Below are 16,610 nucleotides of genomic sequence, written 5' to 3' on the forward strand. Positions count from 1 at the left end.
GCGTGCACCTGACACAATGACGCGCATGTCCGCACCCGACGCACCCACGGCGGCTCCCCGGATCCTGTCCGGGATGCAGCCCACCAGCGACTCTCTCCACCTCGGCAACTACCTCGGAGCGCTGGTCCAGTGGGTCAAGCTGCAGGACGAGTTCGACGCCTACTACTTCGTCGCTGACCTGCACGCGCTCACGGTGCCGACCGACCCTGCGGTGCTGCGCGAGCGGACCCGCAAGACTGCGGCCCAGTTCCTCGCCGGTGGGGTCGATCCCGAACGCTCCGCGGTGTTCTGCCAGAGCCACGTCAGCGAGCACGCCGAGCTCGGCTGGGTCATGAACTGCCTCACCGCTGATGGCGAGGCGCGGCGGATGACGCAGTTCAAGGACAAGACCGCCAAGGGTCAGAACGCCAACGTCGGGCTGCTGACCTATCCGATGCTCATGGCCGCCGACATCCTCATGTACGACGCGGCGTTCGTGCCCGTCGGCGAGGACCAGCGCCAGCACCTCGAGATCACCCGCGACCTCGCCGGGCGCTTCAACACCCGGTTCGGTGAGGCCCTCGTCGTCCCGGAGCCCTACATCGTCAAGGGAGCGGCCAAGATCATGGACCTGCAGGAACCGACGTCCAAGATGAGCAAGACGGGTTCCTCGCCGAAGGGCCTCATTGACCTCATGCAGGAGCCGGCCAGGATCGCCAAGAACATCCGGTCCGCCGTGACCGACACCGACGGGGAGATCCGGTTCGACCCCGAGACCAAGGCGGGCATCTCCAACCTGCTCGTCATCCACTCGACCCTGTCCGGCACGTCGATCGAGGACTTGGAAGCGTCCTTCGCGGGCCGGGGTTATGGCGACCTCAAGAAGGAGGTCGCCGACGTCGTCGTCGCTGCCGTGGAGCCGTTCCAGGCGCGGATGGCCGAACTCCTTGACGATCCCGCCGAACTCGACCGGATCCTCGCGTCCGGTGCCGAGCGTGCGCGTGTCGTGGCGCAGGCGACCATGATCCGCGTGCGTGAGCGCGTCGGCCTCCTGCCCGCAGCCCGATAGGGTCGAGCGCATGCCCACCCACGGCGTGGCGATCACGGTTCCCGAACCCCACGGGGCCGCGCTCCAGGAAGCCCGCGAACGCTTCGGCGACCCATTGGCCCGTTTCATCCCGCCACACGTGACCCTGTTGCCGCCCACCGAGATCGACGCTCCGTCGCTCGAGGCCTTCGAGAAGCACCTTCAGGTCGTGGCGCGCGAGCATGCACCCTTCCGGATGACACTGGCGGGGACGGGCACCTTCCGGCCCCTGTCACCCGTCGTCTTCGTCCAGGTGTCCTCGGGCATCTCCCAGTGCGAACTCCTCGAGACCGCAGTGCGCAACGGCCCGGTGGTGCGACGACTCGACTTCAACTACCACCCGCACGTCACCATCGCCCACAACCTGGTCGAGGAGCAGCTCGACGCCGCGTTCGACGGGTTGGTCGACTTCCGCTGCACCATCGATGTCGTGGCGTTCGAGCTCTATCACCAGACCGACGACGGCGTCTGGCGCCCCCTGTCCTCGTTCACGCTGGAGGGCTGAGCATGGATCGGGTCAAGGGCCTGTGGGCTGCCCTTCAGCGGACCCGACTCTGGTCGGCCTGGAAGCGCTACGGCGACGCCCGGGGCAACCTGCTCGCCGGCGGTGTCACGTACTTCGCGTTCTTCTCGATCTTCCCCGCGGTGGCTCTGGCCTTCACCGTCTTCGGGGTCCTGCTGCAGGGCAACCCGCAGTGGCTCGACGAGATCAAGGACTACCTGAATCAGACTCTTCCCGGCTTCATCCAGGACGGTGGCACCGAGGGACTCATCCCCCTGACCATTCCCTCCGGTGACACGCTGACCGTCACGGGTGTCATCGGTCTGGCCGGACTGCTGTGGGCGGGGCTCGGCTGGCTGGGCGCCCTGCGTGACGGCATCCGCGCGATCTTCGGCGCCGAGGGAGCGCCCGGCAACTTCGTCACCGCCAAGCTGCGGGACCTCGGTGTGCTCGTCATCCTCGGGCTCGCGATCGTGCTGTCGGCGGCTGTCACCGGCATCGCCGGCGTGGCCACGTCGTGGATAGCGGGGCAGCTCGGGCTCGGCGGTCAGGCGTGGCTGCTCAGCGTCATCGCCTTCGTCGTCGGTGCCGTCCTCGACGGACTGGTCGTGCTCGTCATGCTGCGGCTGCTCTCAGGAGTGGACGTGCCTCGCCGTGGTCTGATCGGTGGCGCGGTCATCGGCGGTGCCGGCCTCACCCTCCTGAAGGTGCTCGGTGCCACCCTCATCGCCGGAACGACGAGCAATCCCCTCTTCGCGTCGATCGCCCTCGTCGTCGGTCTGCTCGCGTGGCTCAACTTCATGTCCCGCGTCGTGCTGCTCGCTGCGGCGTGGAGCGCCAACTCGCTCGTGCCCGAGGCGGTTGCGGAACTCACCGAAGGGCAGCTCAGCAAGCTGGTCGAGGGGCCGGAGCCTGCCCAGTCCATCGCACAGCCTGCCCTGCGGCATACCGACCGGGTTGTTGCGCCCACCTCGAAGCGCGCGGAAGACCGGCTCAACCTCGCGTTGGGCGCAGCACTGGGCGCGTCGGTCGTTGCTGGACTCGGGCTGGCCCGTGGGCTCGTGCGCCGGGTCGCCCGGCGCCGCTGACCTCAGCTGGTGCTGAGCACCGTCGGGGCTGCCCGATGGAGCGCGTCGCGCCAGTCGGGGAGCGGGTCCAGACCAGCGGCCGCCCACATCTCGTGGGAGAGAACGCTGTATCCCGGTCGCGTCGCCGGCGTCGGAAACTCGCTCGACGGGATCGGTTGCACGCGCGCCGGGTCGAGCCCCAACTCCTCGAAGACAGCCTGCGCCAAACCGTGCCACGACGTCTGGCCGGATCCGGTGCCGTGCCAGATCCCGAACGGCGCACCCGCCTCGACGAGGCGCACGATCCCGTCGGCGAGGTCCACGGTCCAGGTGGGTTGCCCGATCTGGTCGGCCACGACGGTCAGGGTCTCGCGCTCGCCAGCAAGTCGCTGCATCGTCGCCGGGAAGTTCTTGCCACCAGCGCCATAGAGCCAGGCCGTGCGCACCACCCACGACTGCGGGCACTCAGCCCGCACCGCGAACTCTCCCGCCGCTTTGGTCCGGCCGTAGGCAGACAACGGCGCAACCGGGGCGTCCACGGCATACGCCTCATCCCCGGCACCGGCGACGACGTAGTCCGTCGAGAGGTGCACGAGCGACGCTCCGTGACGCGTGGCCGCGCGCGCGAGATTGGCTGCACCCAACGCGTTGACGGCAAAGGCCGCCGCCTCGTCACTCTCGGCTCGGTCAACAGCTGTGTATGCCGCGCAGTTGACGACGATGTCGTGGCCAGACACAGCGGCCTCACACGCAGCCGGGTCGGTCACGTCGAGGTCAGCGCGCCCCAGTGCGGTCACTTGGTGGCCCGACTGCTCCACTCGCGGAAGGAGGTCGTGAGCGAGCATGCCGCCCGCACCGGTGACGAGCCAGCGGGCCATCAGTGGTGGACGACGCTCTGGGTGGTGGCGTACTTGGCCTCGGTGGCGTCCTTCATCGGGCGCCACCACGCCTCGTTGTCGCGGTACCACTCCACGGTCGCTGCAAGGCCCTCGCGGAAACTGGGGTACTCAGGGGACCATCCGAGCTCGGTGCGCAGTCTGGTCGAGTCGATCGCGTAACGCCGGTCGTGACCGGGGCGGTCGGTGACGTGGTCGAAGTCGTCAGCGTCCCTGCCCATGAGATCGAGGATGTCGCGCACGACCGTCTTGTTGTCGACTTCGCCATCTGCGCCGATGAGATAGGTCTCGCCGATCTCGCCGCGGTCGATGATCGCCCAGACGGCCCGGTTGTGGTCGTCGACGTGGATCCAGTCGCGAACGTTGAGTCCGTCGCCGTAGAGCTTGGGGCGGATGTCGTCGATGAGGTTGGTGATCTGGCGTGGGATGAACTTCTCGACGTGCTGGCGTGGTCCGTAGTTGTTGGAACAGTTCGAGATCGTGGCCTTGACGCCGAAGGACCGCACCCAGGCACGCACCAGCAGGTCGCTGGCGCCCTTGGTCGAGGAGTAGGGGCTCGAGGGGTTGTAGGGCGTGGCTTCGGTGAAGCGCGCGGGGTCGTCCAACTCGAGGTCGCCGTACACCTCGTCGGTGGAGATGTGGTGAAAGCGCACGTCATGGCGCCGCACGGCCTCGAGCAGTGTGAAGGTGCCGACCACATTGGTGTTCACGAACGGCCATGGGTCCGACAGGGAGTTGTCGTTGTGTGACTCGGCAGCGAAGTGCACCACGAGGTCGTGCTGGGCCACGAGGCGATCGACCAGGGCGGCATCGGTGACGTCACCTTCCACCACAGTCACGCGTTCGTCGAGCCCGTCCAACGACGCCTGCGAACCGGCATACGTCATGGCGTCCAACACGGTGAGGGTGACCTCGTGTCGTGTGGCAAGCGTCAGGTGGACGAAGTTTGATCCGATGAAGCCGGCTCCGCCGGTGACGAGTATGCGCACGCAAGAGATCGTAACGGTGTCGGGGGAGGCGTCCTCGGACCCGGGGACGGCTCAGTAGGGTGGCGCCCATGAAGGGCATTGTTTTGGCTGGGGGATCTGGCACGCGACTACATCCCATCACCCGCGGCATCAGCAAGCAGTTGATGCCGATCTATGACAAACCGATGGTCTACTACCCGCTGGCCACCCTGATGATGGCCGGGATCCGCGAGATCCTGGTCATCACGACACCCCAGGACCGCGAACAGTTCGTGCGGCTTCTCGGCGACGGCCACGAATGGGGCATCGAGATCTCGTACGCCGAGCAGCCGAGTCCGGACGGACTGGCCCAGGCCTTCATCATCGGTGCCGAGTTCATCGGCGACGACTCGGTCGCCCTCGTGCTCGGCGACAACATCTTCCACGGCGCGGGCCTGGGGACGTCCTTGCGCACGTTGACCGACGTGAGCGGCGGACATGTCTTCGCCCACCACGTGAGTGAGCCCACCGCGTACGGAGTCGTGGAGTTCGACGAGAACGGCAAGGTGCTCTCGATCGAGGAGAAGCCCTCCGAACCCAAGTCCAGCTTCGCCGTTCCCGGACTGTATTTCTACGACAACGACGTCATCCAGATCGCCCGTGACCTGAAGCCCAGCGCCCGTGGTGAGCTGGAGATCACCGGGATCAACGACACCTACCTCCGACGCGGTGACCTCACGGTCACTGTTCTGCCGCGAGGCACGGCGTGGTTCGACACGGGGACGTTCGAGGGCCTCATGGACGCCAGCCAGTTCGTCCACCTCATCGAGGCACGACAGGGCACGAAGATCGGGTGCGTCGAGGAGATCGCCTGGCGCGCCGGATGGATCGACGACACAGCGCTCTCGGCACTGGGGGACGCCATGGTCAAGAGCGGCTATGGCGGCTACCTCCATGCATGTCTGGCTGAGGGACGAAGGACTTTTTGATGCAGATCGAACCCCTTCCCATCGAGGGCGCCTTCGTGATCATCCCCCGTCAGTTTCCGGACGACCGTGGCGTTTTCCTCGAGTCCTTCCGTGGGGACACGCTCTCCGCGCATCTCGGCCACCGCCCCGACATCGTTCAAACCAACGTGTCGGTCTCCTCGCGTGGCACCGTGCGCGGGATCCATTTCGCCGACATCCCACCGGGACAGGGCAAATACATCACCGCTGTGAGCGGATCCCTGATCGACTACATCGTCGACCTGCGCGAAGGCTCGCCGACATTCGGGATGGTCGAACACGTTCTCCTCGACACCGTCGACCGCCGAGCGGTCTATCTCACCGAGGGTCTGGGCCACGCCTTCTGCTCCCTCGAGGACGACACCACCGCCATGTACCTGTGTACGGCTGCCTACAACCCGACCGGTGAACACGGCATACACCCCCTCGATCCGGACATCGGACTCGAGATTCCGGCGGGCCTGAACGTCACGCTCTCACCCAAGGACGACGCGGCGCCCAGCCTCGCCGAGGCGCGCACCGCTGGGCTGCTCCCGACCTACGCCGACTGGCAGGCGCACGTCGCCCAGAAGTAGGCCGCTCAGTGCCGGTGTCGCGCGGAAGATGCCGGCTCAGGTCGTCGGCGCCGCCTCATGCGCGTCGCCAGAACCAGGGCGAGGAGAGCCGCTCCGCCGACGAGCGGCAGCAACGAGGACGTCACGTTCCCGGTGGGTGGCGTCCGTGCCGCTGCGGCGGCTGGCAGGCCCGCAGGTTCCGCAGCCGGTGCCTTCGCGGCAGCTGCCGTGGGCGGCTCCGTGACCTCGCCGCGCTCGACGAGCCGACCCACGGGCTTCGCGACTGACCCGTGGGCGAAGGCCCAGTCGAGCAACGACGCGGCGGGGCGCCAACTGCTGCCGGTGCCGTACATCTCCGTGACGATGTAGGTCTTGCCGCCGCGGGTGGCAGCTCCGATGAAGGTGCGGTGTGCCGCCTTGGTGAAGCCGTTCTTGACGCCGATCGTGCCCGGGTAGTTCCACAGGAGCCGGTTGTGGTTGCCGATGGCATAGCTCGACCGACGGCGTGAGGCCTGGGTCGCCACCGATGGGAACGTCGCCGTCTTGGTCGAGGCGAGCTTGAGGTAGGCCGGGTTGGCGATGGCCGCCCGGCCGAAGAGGGCGAGGTCGTAGGCGCTGCTGTGCTGACCGGGCGCGTCGAGACCGCTGGGGTCCGAGATGACGGTGTCATGCGCCCCCAGCTCGGCGGCGAGGTCGTTGAGTTCTTTGACCGTCTTGGCGAGCCCGCCGTTGAGTTCGGCGAGCCCGTAGGCCGCGTCGTTCCCGGACGACATGACGAGGGCCTGGAAGAGCTGCGCCGCCGTGTAGGTCCCACCGGCGACCATGCCGACCCGGGTGCCCTCGGCGTTCGACTCGAGGGTCGTGGCCCTGCGGACGGTCGTGGGCCTGATGCGGGGGAGAAGGTGGATGGCGGTGAGGGTCTTGAGGGTGCTTGCCGGCAGGAGGTGGGCGTGGGGGTTCTTGGCGGCAATGATCTCGCCGGTGTCGGCGTCGGCGATGAGCCACGCGACGTCACTCACGAGGGGCGGTGCCGGGACGCCGGCTGGAGTGTCGACGATGACCGAGTTCATCTGGGCCAGCCGTGGACCGCCGACGCTGAGCTCGGGGTCGAGCGTGTCAGGGACACGGGGCAGGGCCGGACTGGCGCTCGCGGTGGGCGCGGTGGGCGCGGTGGGCGCGGGGGTCGGGCGGGCCGGGCTGGGGGTCGGAGTGGCCAGGGCAGGTGTCGCAGCCGCGGTCAGGGCAGCCGCGACGAGGGCCGTCGTGGTGACGGCGAGCGCAACGTTGCGCATCGACGCTCCTCTCGCATGGTCCGCCAGGGAAAACGGACCATCCGGACGACCCTACGACAAGAGTGGCGTCAGGCGGCGCGACGGGAGCGGGCGGTGCGCGCAGCCTCGTAGTGCCCCACGAGCTGTTCGGTGAGGCTGTCCCACGAGCGCCCGCGGACGGCTTCCTCGGCACTCGCGCCCAGGATCGAGCGCCATTCCGGGTCGCCGACCAGGGCATCGACGTGGTCGTGCAAGGAACCGGGAAGGTCGGGGTCGAAGAGCAGCCCGGTCTGGCCGTGGTCGACGAGGTCGAGGGGGCCGCCGCGCGCCGGCGCGACGACGGGAAGCCCGAAAGCGGCAGCCTCCTGGAGCGTCTGGCCGAAGGTCTCGCGGGTGCCGGTGTGCACGAAGACGTCGAACGCGGCATACGCGCGGGCAAGGTCGTCGCCGGACTGGCGACCGAGGAAGACCGGTGAGCGATTCGGGCGTCCCGGCATCGAGGCCACCGCCTCGGTGAGCTGGGCCCCGATCTGGGCGCGGTTCGGGCCATCACCGACGATGACGAGGCGTGTGCCGGGAATCTGCGCGACCTCGGTGAGGCGCCACAGTTCCTTCTCGGGGGCGAGCCGTCCGACGTAGCCGAGGAGCACCTCACCGCTGGGCGCCAGTGCCCGACGCAGCTCGAGCGTTCCGGGATCGGTGCGCCAGCGCGGGGAGAACAGGCTCGTGTCGACGCCGCGGGCCCAGAGGTCCGTGCGGGGAACCCCGTGCGAACGCAGTTCGGCGAGCGTGGGGCGCGACGGGGCCAGCGTGAGGTCGGCGTGCGCATGCATGCGCCGGATCCAGCGCCACGCAGCGTTCGCGGCGCCGGCACCGAGACGACCCGGGCCGTGCTGCGCGAGGTAGCTCGGCATGTCGGTCTGGTAGATCGCGACCGCCGCCGTGTTGGTGTGATCGGCAAGCTGGAGGGCGCGAGCGCCGAGCACGAACGGCGAGGCCGCATGGATGACATCGGGCTCGAACTCCTCGAGCGTCCGGCGCAGCGCAGGTGTCGGAACACCCGTCGGGAACTGGCGCACATTGATGGAGGGGAGCCCGTGAACCCTGAATCCCTCGAAGGTCGCCGGCGCCGGGCCCGGCGCGATGATGAGGGCCTCATGGCCGAGGGCACGCAGGGACTGGGCCACGCGGCACACGCTCGTGGTGACGCCGTTGAGCGTGGGGAGGAACGACTCCGTCACCATGGCAACTCGCATACCTCCACGGTCCCGAGGTCGTGTGGTGTCCCGGAAGCCTGTGGAGGTGTGTCAGGTGATCAGCGGATGAACGTCCGTCCGCTCAGACGCCCGGCAGCGTGACGAGGAAGACCTCGCCGCTGCCCGTGACGGTGACGTCGTGGTCCTGCGCTGACAGGTATGCCGCCCGCACCGGTCCCAGCGCGAGGGTCGCCTTCCGCGACGTGAGGGTGACGTCGCCGTGGAGACAGAACACGATGCGCGGGGTGCCGTTGCCCGGGATCGGGACTTCGTCGGGGGAGTGGAGTCGGCGCAGGGCGAAGCGGTCGGACTGGCTCGGGAAGCGCTCGGTGGCGGGGAGCACAGGGTCGGGCTCGGCGTGACCGACGCTCCCGTCGGCATCGGGGTCGACGATGCGCAGGAGCTCGGGGACGTTGAGCTCCTTGCCCGTGAGGCCGGCGCGAACGACGTTGTCGGAGTTGGCCAGCACCTCGACGCCCAGGCCGCTGACGTAGGAGTGGAGGACGCCTGCGGGCACGTCGATGTAGTCGCCGGGCTCGAGCACCCGGTGATACATGAGCAGGAGGACGGCCAGGCCGATGTCGTCGGGGTGGTCCTCGGCGACGTGGGCGATGGCGGCGCACTGGTGGCCCTCGTCGTCGGGGCTGGCCGAGACCCGCACGCAGGCGGCGACGAGTTCGCGGGCGAAGGCGGTGTGCTCGTTGGCCGGGGTCGCGAGGATCGCGTCGAGCAGGGCATGCGACGGGTTGGGCTGGTTCACGGCCGCCTCGACGAGGGCGGTGAGCCGGGGGAGGGCCAGCCGCTTGGCGAGTGACGCGACCTCCTCGGGTGTACGCATCCCCACGAAGACGGTGAAGGGCGCGATGGCAATGAGCATCTCGGGTTTGGCCCAGTCGTCGACGTAGGTCGCGTCGATGTGGCCTGTCTCGCGGTCGCGCTCGCGGACCTCACGAGCCTGCTCGGCGGTCGGGTGCGCCTGGATGGAGATCGCGCGGCCGGGGGCGAGGACCTTGAGGAGGAAGGGCAGCCGGTTCTCGAAGTCGGCCGCGCACTGCGCGCCCAGCTCACGGGCCGGGTCGGCGCGGATGACATCGGTCAAGGTGGTGGCGACACCGTCGCGGGTGATGCCGCAGGGGCCGCTCTCGTGGGCGCCCATCCAGAGCTCGGACTCCGGCTCGGCACTGGGGATGGCGCGCCCCTGAAGGCTCGCGATCGACACGTGGGACCCCCAGGCGTCGGTGAAGAGCACCGGCTCCAGCAGATCCATCGTCGAACCACGCTCCCCTTGTGTCGTCGTCTGCGCTCGCCACGGATCCTAGAGGGTGCGCTTGGCCGCCCTCACGGAACTGGCGAACAGCGGGGGGTGGAACGACTCACTTTCACGGGCGTCGTCGTGGATCATCGGCGAGCTTGAGGCGGATGGCTCTGACCAGGTCGATCTGGTCGGGTGTGCCTGCGCGGCCGTGTCCGGTCTGATAGACGCGGCAGGCCACAGCCGGGGCGGCTCCGGTCGCCGCGAGAGGATCCTGTCCGTCGAGCATGAACGCGGGAGAGCCGGTGAAATTTCGAGCCTGTGCCTGCTCCTGCGTGCTGACGATAGAGGTCTCGAAGGTGACGTCATCGAGGCCGGCCTCATCCAGGGCTCGGCGGAGCAGCTCGGCTGCCGCCTGCTCGTTCGCGCAGTCACGCACCACGAGTAGCTCGACTCTGATCCGGCTTCCGGTCACGGCAGAAACCTGTCGATCTGCCTCAGCCATCGCCCGACAACGTGATGGTCGTGCCAGCCGCGAGAGATGACCACAGCGCGGGCGGCGCGGAACGGTTGTCGAAGCCTGCGTGACACAGGCCGAACCTGCGGCACTGCTGCAGTCGTCATGAACCCATCATGCGCTCTCACCCTCGGCAGGGTCGTCAGTCGCGAGAGGCGCACGAGCATCCTCTGCCGTGGGGTGGTTAGCCTGACGGGCATGTCAGACATTGCGGGGTTCTGGGCCGTCATCCCTGCCGGCGGAGCCGGGACGCGGCTGTGGCCGCTCTCGCGGGCCAGCCACCCCAAGTTCCTGCACGACCTCACTGGCTCGGGCCGCAGCCTGCTCCAGGAGACCCTTGACCGGGTCACGCCCCTCGCTGGCGACCGGGTTGTCGTCGTCACGGGGGTGGCCCATGCCGTGGCGGTGCGCGAACAGTTGCCGTCACTCGGGGCCGAGCAGGTCCTCGCCGAGCCGGCCCCGCGCGACTCGATGGCGGCGATCGGGCTGGCGGCCGCAGTCGTGGAGGCCCAGGACCCCGAGGCGATCATCGGCTCGTTCGCCGCCGACCATGTCATCCCCGACGCTGCGGCCTTCCAGGCGTGCGTCGCCGAGGCGGTCGAGGTCGCACGCGAGGGACTCGTCGTGACGATCGGCATCGAACCGACCCACCCGTCGACGGGCTTCGGCTATATCCAGATGGGGACCCGGATCGCTGGCGCTGCGACGGCCCGGCGAGTGCGCCAGTTCGTCGAGAAGCCCGATGCCCGCCGGGCAGCCGCCTATCTGTCGACGGGGGAATTCCGTTGGAACGCAGGGATGTTCGTCGTCCGCGCCGCGACACTGCTCGACCTCCTCCACCGCTGGCACCCTGAGCTCGCCGACGCTGTGCGTGCGATCGCGGCGGCTCCTGAGCGCCTCGACGAGATCTGGCCGACGCTCGAGAAGATCGCCATCGACCACGCTGTCGCCGAACCCGCCTCGGACATCGGTGTGGTGGCCGTGGTGCCGGGGGACTTCGCCTGGGACGACATCGGTGACTTCTCGAGTCTGGCGTCGTTGTTGCCCGAGCCGGCGCAAGGCCCGCGGATCCTCGGTGACGCAGCGCTCGTGCACTCGGTGGACTCGACCGGGCTCGTCTCGCCGCGCGGTGGGCGCCCGATTGCTGTCGTCGGGCTCGAGGACGTCGTGGTCATCGACTCGGGCGACGCGGTGCTCGTGACGACGCGCGAGCGGGCCCAGGACGTCAAGAAGGTCGTCGAACAGCTCAAGGAGCTGGGTCGAACCGACCTCACGTGAGAGCGGGACCTACCGCACCGTAAGTGGGGTGATCACCCCCGCCTACGGTGCGGTAGGCCGCGTTGAAGGTGGTGGGTCAGGCGGCGTCGCGCATCCGGTATGCCGTGAAGGCGAGTCCCGTGAGCACCGCAGCGATCGCACACAGCACGATCGTCGGCGTCGCCGAGAAGTCGCCTCCCGGCAGTTGAGGCACGTGGGCGAACGGTGACACCTTGACCAGCCAGTCGGGCAGACCGATCGTGGCGCCGAGCTCACCGAGGCCGAAGGCCACCGCGAGCCCACCCCAGGCGATGGCCGAGGCCCAGTTCGGGACGGCAGCCGCGGCGAGGAGCGCGACAGCCACCATGACGGAGATGGCGGGGAGGCGGGCGGCGGCGGCGCCGAGCAGCCCACCCACCCCTGGCACGTCACCCTGTCCCCCCGAGACGAGCGCCACGACGAGGCCGAGCGCCAGCAGCAGGGCGGTCGGAAGGGCGAACGCGTGGAGAGCGTGAGCGCCGAGCCACGAGGTGCGTGGTGTCGCGGTCGCGAGGACGGGTTCAGCTCGGCCCGATCGCTCCTCCGAGGCGAGGCGCAACGCCAGCGAGATGCCAGCCGCCGCCGCGGCGACCCCGACGAAGGCGAACTCGGTCGCGAGGAAGATGTCGGTGATCGTGCCGGCGCTGCCGCCGAGCTTTGTGAGCATGTCGACGACGGACTGGTCCGAGGCCATGTCAGCGACCGAGGAGACCAGGCCACCGAGGACCCCGCCGAGGATGACGAAGGCGGCCAGCCAACCGATTGCCGACGGGCGATCGAGGCGCCACACGAGCCCCATGGGGGTGCCGAGGTTGTCCTTGGCACGAGCCGGGCCCGGGCGCGACGGGAAGAGGCCCGATCCGACGTCCCGACGATCGAGCAGCGAGAACGCCAGGCCCACGAGCGCCGCGGCCAGGAGCACCGCGAGACCGAGGATCCAGAACCGGTTGGCTCCATAGGCGCCAACCTTGGAGGCCCACCCGAGCGGACTGGCCCACGAGATCACCTCGGCGGAGCCACCGGCGGTGTCGCCGATGGCGCGGAGGACGAACATCGCCGCCAGGGCACTGAGCGCGATGCCGGCACAGGCCCGCGCACTCGTCGTCAGCTGGGCGGCAACGGCCGTCACGCCGACCATCGCGAGTCCGGAGATGGCCCAGGCGACTCCCATGGCGACCGACCCGGTCGCATCGAGACCCACGGCGATGAGCCCGACCGTGGTGAGCAGGGCCGCGCCGACGACGGCAAGCGAGGCCAGGGTCATGGCCGCCGTCAGTGGCGCACGGCGTCCGACGACACCCGCGCCCACCAGCTCGAGGCGACCCACTTCCTCCTCGACGCGCGTGTGTCGGCGCACCACGGCATACGCCAACAGCCCTACGAAAACCGCACCCATGAGCAGCGTCTTGAACACGGACAACGCGTCGCGATTTTCTGCGGCGACCGGGCCGTACATCGCGATGATCGACGGGTTGGCGAGGACCGCTCCGAGCCCGGCGCGGGCGTCCTCGTCGGTGGGATAGAGGTCGATGGTGGCCTGCGCCGACCCGACCGACAGCGCCGTGAGGGCGAGCAGGCACACGGGGATGAGGATCCGGTCGCGCCGCCAGGCGAGGCGGAGGAGCGTGCTGGTGCCGGTCAGGGTGCTCATGCCACGGTCACGTCCTCGGGCGCCGAGCTGTAGTGAGCGAGGAAGAGGTCCTCGAGGCTTGCCGGCTCGCAGGTGAGTGTGGTGAGCCCCAGCCGGTCGAGGCGACTCACGGCATCGCCGACGTGGGACGCGTCGACGGAGAAGCGGACGTCGGTTCCGAGCTTGTCAACGAGCACGTCCACGACACCCGGCCACTCCAAAATCGCCTGTCCCACAGGGGTTCTCACGATCGCGTGGACCGTCGAGCGTGAGAGGTGACGGAGATCAGCCAGGGTTCCCGACTCGACGATGCGGCCGGCGCGCACGATGCTCACGCGCTCGCAGGCGTGCTCGACCTCGCTGAGGATGTGGCTCGACAGGAGCACAGAGTGTCCGCGGGCACGGGCGGCCCGCAGCTCGTCCTGGAAGACGCGCTCCATGAGCGGGTCCAGGCCCGACGTCGGCTCGTCGAGAATGAGCAGCGGGGCATCAGAGGCGAGGGCGGCGATGAGCGCGACCTTCTGGCGGTTGCCCTTGGAATAGGAGCGCGCCTTCTTGGTCGGGTCGAGTTCGAACCGCTCGATGAGGCCGGCGCGACGGCGCTCGTCGATGCCGCCACGGAGCTTGGCAAGGACGTCGATGGTCTCGCCGCCGGTGAGGTTGGGCCACAGCGCCACGTCGCCGGGGACGTAGGCAACCCGGCGGTGCAGCTCGGTCGCGTCGGCCCACGGGTCGCCGCCGAAGAGGGTCATGTGCCCGGAGTCGGCCTTCGTGAGGCCGAGCAGGATGCGGATGGTGGTCGACTTGCCGGCGCCGTTGGGGCCGAGGAAGCCATGGACCTCACCCTCGGGAACGGTGAGGTCGAGACCGTCGAGCGCCACGGTGGCGCCGAAGGTCTTGCGGAGGTCGCGAGTCTCGATGACGGTGTTCACGACTTCGAACCTACACCGTTTTCACAAATACGTGAATGCTCTAAACTTCCGGTATGCCGTCTCGCTCGTCGTCCGTGTCCGCCTCCCGTGACGCAGTCCGCGCCTCCGCCCGCACCGCCGCCAGCAGGGCTGGCGACGGACCGGCTGTGGTCAGTCACGAGGAGTCGCACGCGGTCGTCGAGCGACTCGGTGCGGCACTCTCCGCTGCCGGGTTCCCGCCGATGCCGTCACGGGTCTTCGCCGCGCTCCTCGTCGACGACGACGGCCGGATGACCGCGGCCGAACTCAGCAAGGAACTGTCCGTCAGCGCGGCCGCCGTATCTGGGGCGGTGCGCTACCTGGGCCACATCGGACTGCTGCGTCGTGAACGCGAACGGGGCGGACGCAAGGACGTCTTCGTCGTTCTCGAGGACGCGTGGCACGGCGCGCTCATGAACACCGACCAGGTCTATGCCCCGATCATCGCGGCGCTCTCCGACGGTGTCGACCATCTGGGGGCGGGGACGGCCGCGCGCGCCCGCCTGCAGCTGTCGCAGGAGTTCCTTGAGTTCGTCTCTGTGGAGATGGGCGGGATCGTCGACCGCTGGGAGGCCTACAAGCGGGCCCGGTGAGCGCCCCGGCATACCCTTGCGTCTGCGCTTGTGGTGGTTCTAGCGACCGAATCCGCAGACGTTGCGTATGCCGTCCGCTCACCTTCCCCGTTGCGTCTGCGCTTGTGGTGGTTCTAGCGACCGAATCCGCAGACGCAAGGGGAGCGGGGCCTGGCGCCAGTACGATGGCGGTCCCATGACTGACACCCTCACTGCCCTCGGCGCCAGCGTCGTGTCGGCGCTTCCTGAACTCATCGCGATCCGCCGCGACCTGCACGCCCACCCCGAGCTGTCGCGACTCGAGACCCGCACGACCGAGATCATCGCCAGCCGCCTCGAGAAGGCGGGTGTGCGGGTGCGTCGGTTCCCCGGCACCGGACTGGTCGCCGACCTCGGAGCCGAGCAGGCGGCATACCGGGTCGCTCTCCGTGCGGACATGGACGCGCTCCCCGTGCAGGAGCAGACCGATCTCGCGTTCGCATCGACGAATGACGGTGTCGCACACGCGTGCGGCCACGACGTCCACGTCGCGGCGCTTCTCGGAGCGATGCTCGCCCTCCAGGAGCACGAGCAGGTGCTGCTCGAGCGCGGCACCGGTGTGCGGGCGATCTTCCAGGCGGCCGAGGAGGTCATCCCCGGCGGTGCCCACGAGGCGATCGCGGAGGGTGCCATGGAGGGAGTCGACGCGATCTTCGCCGTCCACTGCGACCCGTCGCTGGACGTCGGTCAGGTCGGCCTGCGCGAGGGCCCGATCACGGCTGCCTGTGACCACATTCGCGTCCACCTCACCGGGCGCGGTGGGCACACCTCCCGTCCGCAGCTCACCGAGGACCTCACCTATGCGCTGGCCAAGGTCGTCACCGAAGTCCCGGCCGCGCTGTCCCGCCGCCTCGACCCCCGCGCCGGTGCCGCCCTCGTGTGGGGTGTCGTGCGATCCGGCACGGCGAGCAACGTCATCCCGAGCACGGGGGAGTGCAGTGGCACCCTGCGCATGCTCGACGCCAACGCCTGGCTCACCGTCGGACCGCTGCTCGACGAGATCGTCCATGGCGTCGTCGCTCCCTACGGCGTGACGGCCCGGCTCGAGAGGATCAAGGGCGTGCCACCGGTCGTCAACCAGGCGGACGCCATCGACGCCCTGCGGTTCGCGTGCCTCGGCTCGGGCCTGCAGGTGGCGCCGACCGTCCAGTCGCTCGGCGGCGAGGACTACAGCTGGTACCTCTCCCACGCACCCGGCGCGATGGCCCGCCTCGGCACCCGCACGCCCGGCGGGCGCACCTATGACCTGCACCAGGGGGACGTTGTCATCGACGAGGACGCCATCAGCTGCGGAGCGCGGTTGCTCGCGTCCGTCGTCGTGGCCCACACCGTCAAGAACGAGGGAGGTGCCCATGGGTGACATCGACTGGAATGCGTTGCGAGACAGGGCAATCGAGATGACCACGCATTCCTATGCGCCCTATTCGGACTATCGGGTCGGAGTGGCCGGCCTCACCGATGACGGTCGCATCGTCGCCGGGTGCAACGTCGAGAACGCGGCCTATGGAGTGACCCTGTGCGCCGAGTGCGGCATGGTCTCCGAGTTGCACGCCACCGGTGGCGGACTGCTCGTCGCGGTCTTCTGCGTCGACGGCCGTGGCGAGGCCCTCATGCCCTGCGGTCGCTGTCGTCAGCTGCTGTGGGAGAACGGTGGCGCGGCCTGCCAGATCATGACGCCCGAAGGTGTCCAGACGATGGCTCAGGTGCTGCCCCAGGCCTTCGGTCCGGACAACCTCGCGCAGCGTCCCTGAGCCAACCTCGCCTGGTCTCGCCGGGTGACATGATGAC

General features: G+C 69.0%; 17 protein-coding genes. 9 read left to right on the forward strand and 8 right to left on the reverse strand.

Annotation, left to right across the window (positions count from 1 at the left end; translation table 11 throughout):
* Nucleotides 1–16 precede the first annotated feature (16 nt).
* From trpS to ACFQRE_RS07360, 3 genes are read left to right on the forward strand one after another with little or no spacing between them, the layout of a single operon-like run.
* Nucleotides 17–1,048, forward strand: a complete 1,032-nt coding sequence (gene trpS / locus ACFQRE_RS07350) for a tryptophan--tRNA ligase (protein WP_380120591.1) — start codon at nt 17–19, stop codon at nt 1,046–1,048.
* A 10-nt stretch (nt 1,049–1,058) separates the two neighbouring features.
* Nucleotides 1,059–1,571, forward strand: a complete 513-nt coding sequence (locus ACFQRE_RS07355; protein WP_380120593.1) for a 2'-5' RNA ligase family protein — start codon at nt 1,059–1,061, stop codon at nt 1,569–1,571.
* A 2-nt stretch (nt 1,572–1,573) separates the two neighbouring features.
* Entirely contained in the window at nt 1,574–2,656 is a 1,083-nt protein-coding gene (locus ACFQRE_RS07360) for a YihY/virulence factor BrkB family protein (protein WP_380120595.1), read from the forward strand.
* 2 nt (nt 2,657–2,658) lie between these two features.
* On the opposite strand, the gene rfbD is transcribed toward ACFQRE_RS07360, so the two are convergent.
* Nucleotides 2,659–3,513, reverse strand: coding sequence for a dTDP-4-dehydrorhamnose reductase (gene rfbD, locus ACFQRE_RS07365; RefSeq protein WP_380120597.1), 855 nt, complete (start codon nt 3,511–3,513; stop codon nt 2,659–2,661).
* Entirely contained in the window at nt 3,513–4,520 is a 1,008-nt protein-coding gene (gene rfbB, locus ACFQRE_RS07370) for a dTDP-glucose 4,6-dehydratase (protein WP_380120599.1), read from the reverse strand. Before rfbB ends, rfbD begins: the two co-directional genes overlap by 1 nt.
* Nucleotides 4,521–4,588: 68 nt before the next feature.
* Between rfbB and rfbA the strand changes: the two genes are divergently transcribed.
* On the forward strand, nt 4,589–5,467 hold the full coding sequence (gene rfbA, locus ACFQRE_RS07375; RefSeq protein WP_380120601.1) for a glucose-1-phosphate thymidylyltransferase RfbA: 879 nt from the start codon (nt 4,589–4,591) through the stop codon (nt 5,465–5,467).
* Entirely contained in the window at nt 5,467–6,060 is a 594-nt protein-coding gene (locus ACFQRE_RS07380) for a dTDP-4-dehydrorhamnose 3,5-epimerase family protein (protein ID WP_380120604.1), read from the forward strand. Before rfbA ends, ACFQRE_RS07380 begins: the two co-directional genes overlap by 1 nt.
* 5 nt (nt 6,061–6,065) lie before the next feature.
* On the opposite strand, the gene ACFQRE_RS07385 is transcribed toward ACFQRE_RS07380, so the two are convergent.
* From ACFQRE_RS07385 to ACFQRE_RS07400, 4 genes are all read right to left on the reverse strand, one after another.
* The gene (locus ACFQRE_RS07385; protein ID WP_380120606.1) at nt 6,066–7,331 is read right to left on the reverse strand and encodes a D-alanyl-D-alanine carboxypeptidase family protein; all 1,266 of its coding nucleotides are present in this window, start codon (nt 7,329–7,331) and stop codon (nt 6,066–6,068) included.
* A gap of 68 nt (nt 7,332–7,399) precedes the next feature.
* Complete coding sequence (locus ACFQRE_RS07390; RefSeq protein WP_380120608.1) at nt 7,400–8,566, reverse strand: glycosyltransferase family 4 protein; 1,167 nt, start codon at nt 8,564–8,566, stop codon at nt 7,400–7,402.
* An 82-nt stretch (nt 8,567–8,648) separates the two neighbouring features.
* Nucleotides 8,649–9,833: a mannose-6-phosphate isomerase, class I gene (gene manA / locus ACFQRE_RS07395; RefSeq protein WP_380120610.1), complete on the reverse strand. Its 1,185-nt coding sequence runs from the start codon at nt 9,831–9,833 to the stop codon at nt 8,649–8,651.
* A gap of 112 nt (nt 9,834–9,945) precedes the next feature.
* Nucleotides 9,946–10,293: a hypothetical protein gene (locus ACFQRE_RS07400; RefSeq protein WP_380120613.1), complete on the reverse strand. Its 348-nt coding sequence runs from the start codon at nt 10,291–10,293 to the stop codon at nt 9,946–9,948.
* A 240-nt stretch (nt 10,294–10,533) separates the two neighbouring features.
* On the opposite strand from ACFQRE_RS07400, the gene ACFQRE_RS07405 reads away from it, so the two are divergent.
* Nucleotides 10,534–11,613, forward strand: coding sequence for a mannose-1-phosphate guanylyltransferase (locus ACFQRE_RS07405; RefSeq protein WP_380120615.1), 1,080 nt, complete (start codon nt 10,534–10,536; stop codon nt 11,611–11,613).
* Between the two features lie 76 nt (nt 11,614–11,689).
* On the opposite strand, the gene ACFQRE_RS07410 is transcribed toward ACFQRE_RS07405, so the two are convergent.
* Both ACFQRE_RS07410 and ACFQRE_RS07415 read right to left on the reverse strand, forming a co-directional pair.
* Nucleotides 11,690–13,282 (reverse strand): ABC transporter permease, encoded by a 1,593-nt coding sequence (locus ACFQRE_RS07410; protein ID WP_380120617.1) that lies wholly within the window; start codon nt 13,280–13,282, stop codon nt 11,690–11,692.
* Nucleotides 13,279–14,193 carry an ABC transporter ATP-binding protein gene (locus tag ACFQRE_RS07415; RefSeq protein WP_380120619.1) on the reverse strand — a complete coding sequence of 305 codons (915 nt, stop codon included), beginning with the start codon at nt 14,191–14,193 and terminating at the stop codon, nt 13,279–13,281. The genes ACFQRE_RS07410 and ACFQRE_RS07415 overlap by 4 nt, the downstream gene beginning before the upstream one ends.
* 53 nt (nt 14,194–14,246) lie before the next feature.
* Here ACFQRE_RS07415 and ACFQRE_RS07420 point away from each other — a divergent pair, with 53 nt between their 5' ends.
* The 3 genes from ACFQRE_RS07420 (at nt 14,247) to ACFQRE_RS07430 (ending at nt 16,573) form a co-directional block, all read left to right on the forward strand.
* Nucleotides 14,247–14,804, forward strand: coding sequence for a GbsR/MarR family transcriptional regulator (locus ACFQRE_RS07420; protein ID WP_380120621.1), 558 nt, complete (start codon nt 14,247–14,249; stop codon nt 14,802–14,804).
* A gap of 175 nt (nt 14,805–14,979) precedes the next feature.
* Nucleotides 14,980–16,182 (forward strand): amidohydrolase, encoded by a 1,203-nt coding sequence (locus ACFQRE_RS07425; protein WP_380120623.1) that lies wholly within the window; start codon nt 14,980–14,982, stop codon nt 16,180–16,182.
* A complete protein-coding gene (locus ACFQRE_RS07430; RefSeq protein WP_380120625.1) occupies nt 16,175–16,573 on the forward strand; it encodes a cytidine deaminase in 399 nt (132 codons plus the stop codon). Before ACFQRE_RS07425 ends, ACFQRE_RS07430 begins: the two co-directional genes overlap by 8 nt.
* Nucleotides 16,574–16,610 lie beyond the last annotated feature (37 nt).

Origin of the sequence: Knoellia pratensis (assembly GCF_042666395.1) — a bacterium.
GTDB lineage: Bacteria > Actinomycetota > Actinomycetes > Actinomycetales > Dermatophilaceae > Knoellia > Knoellia pratensis.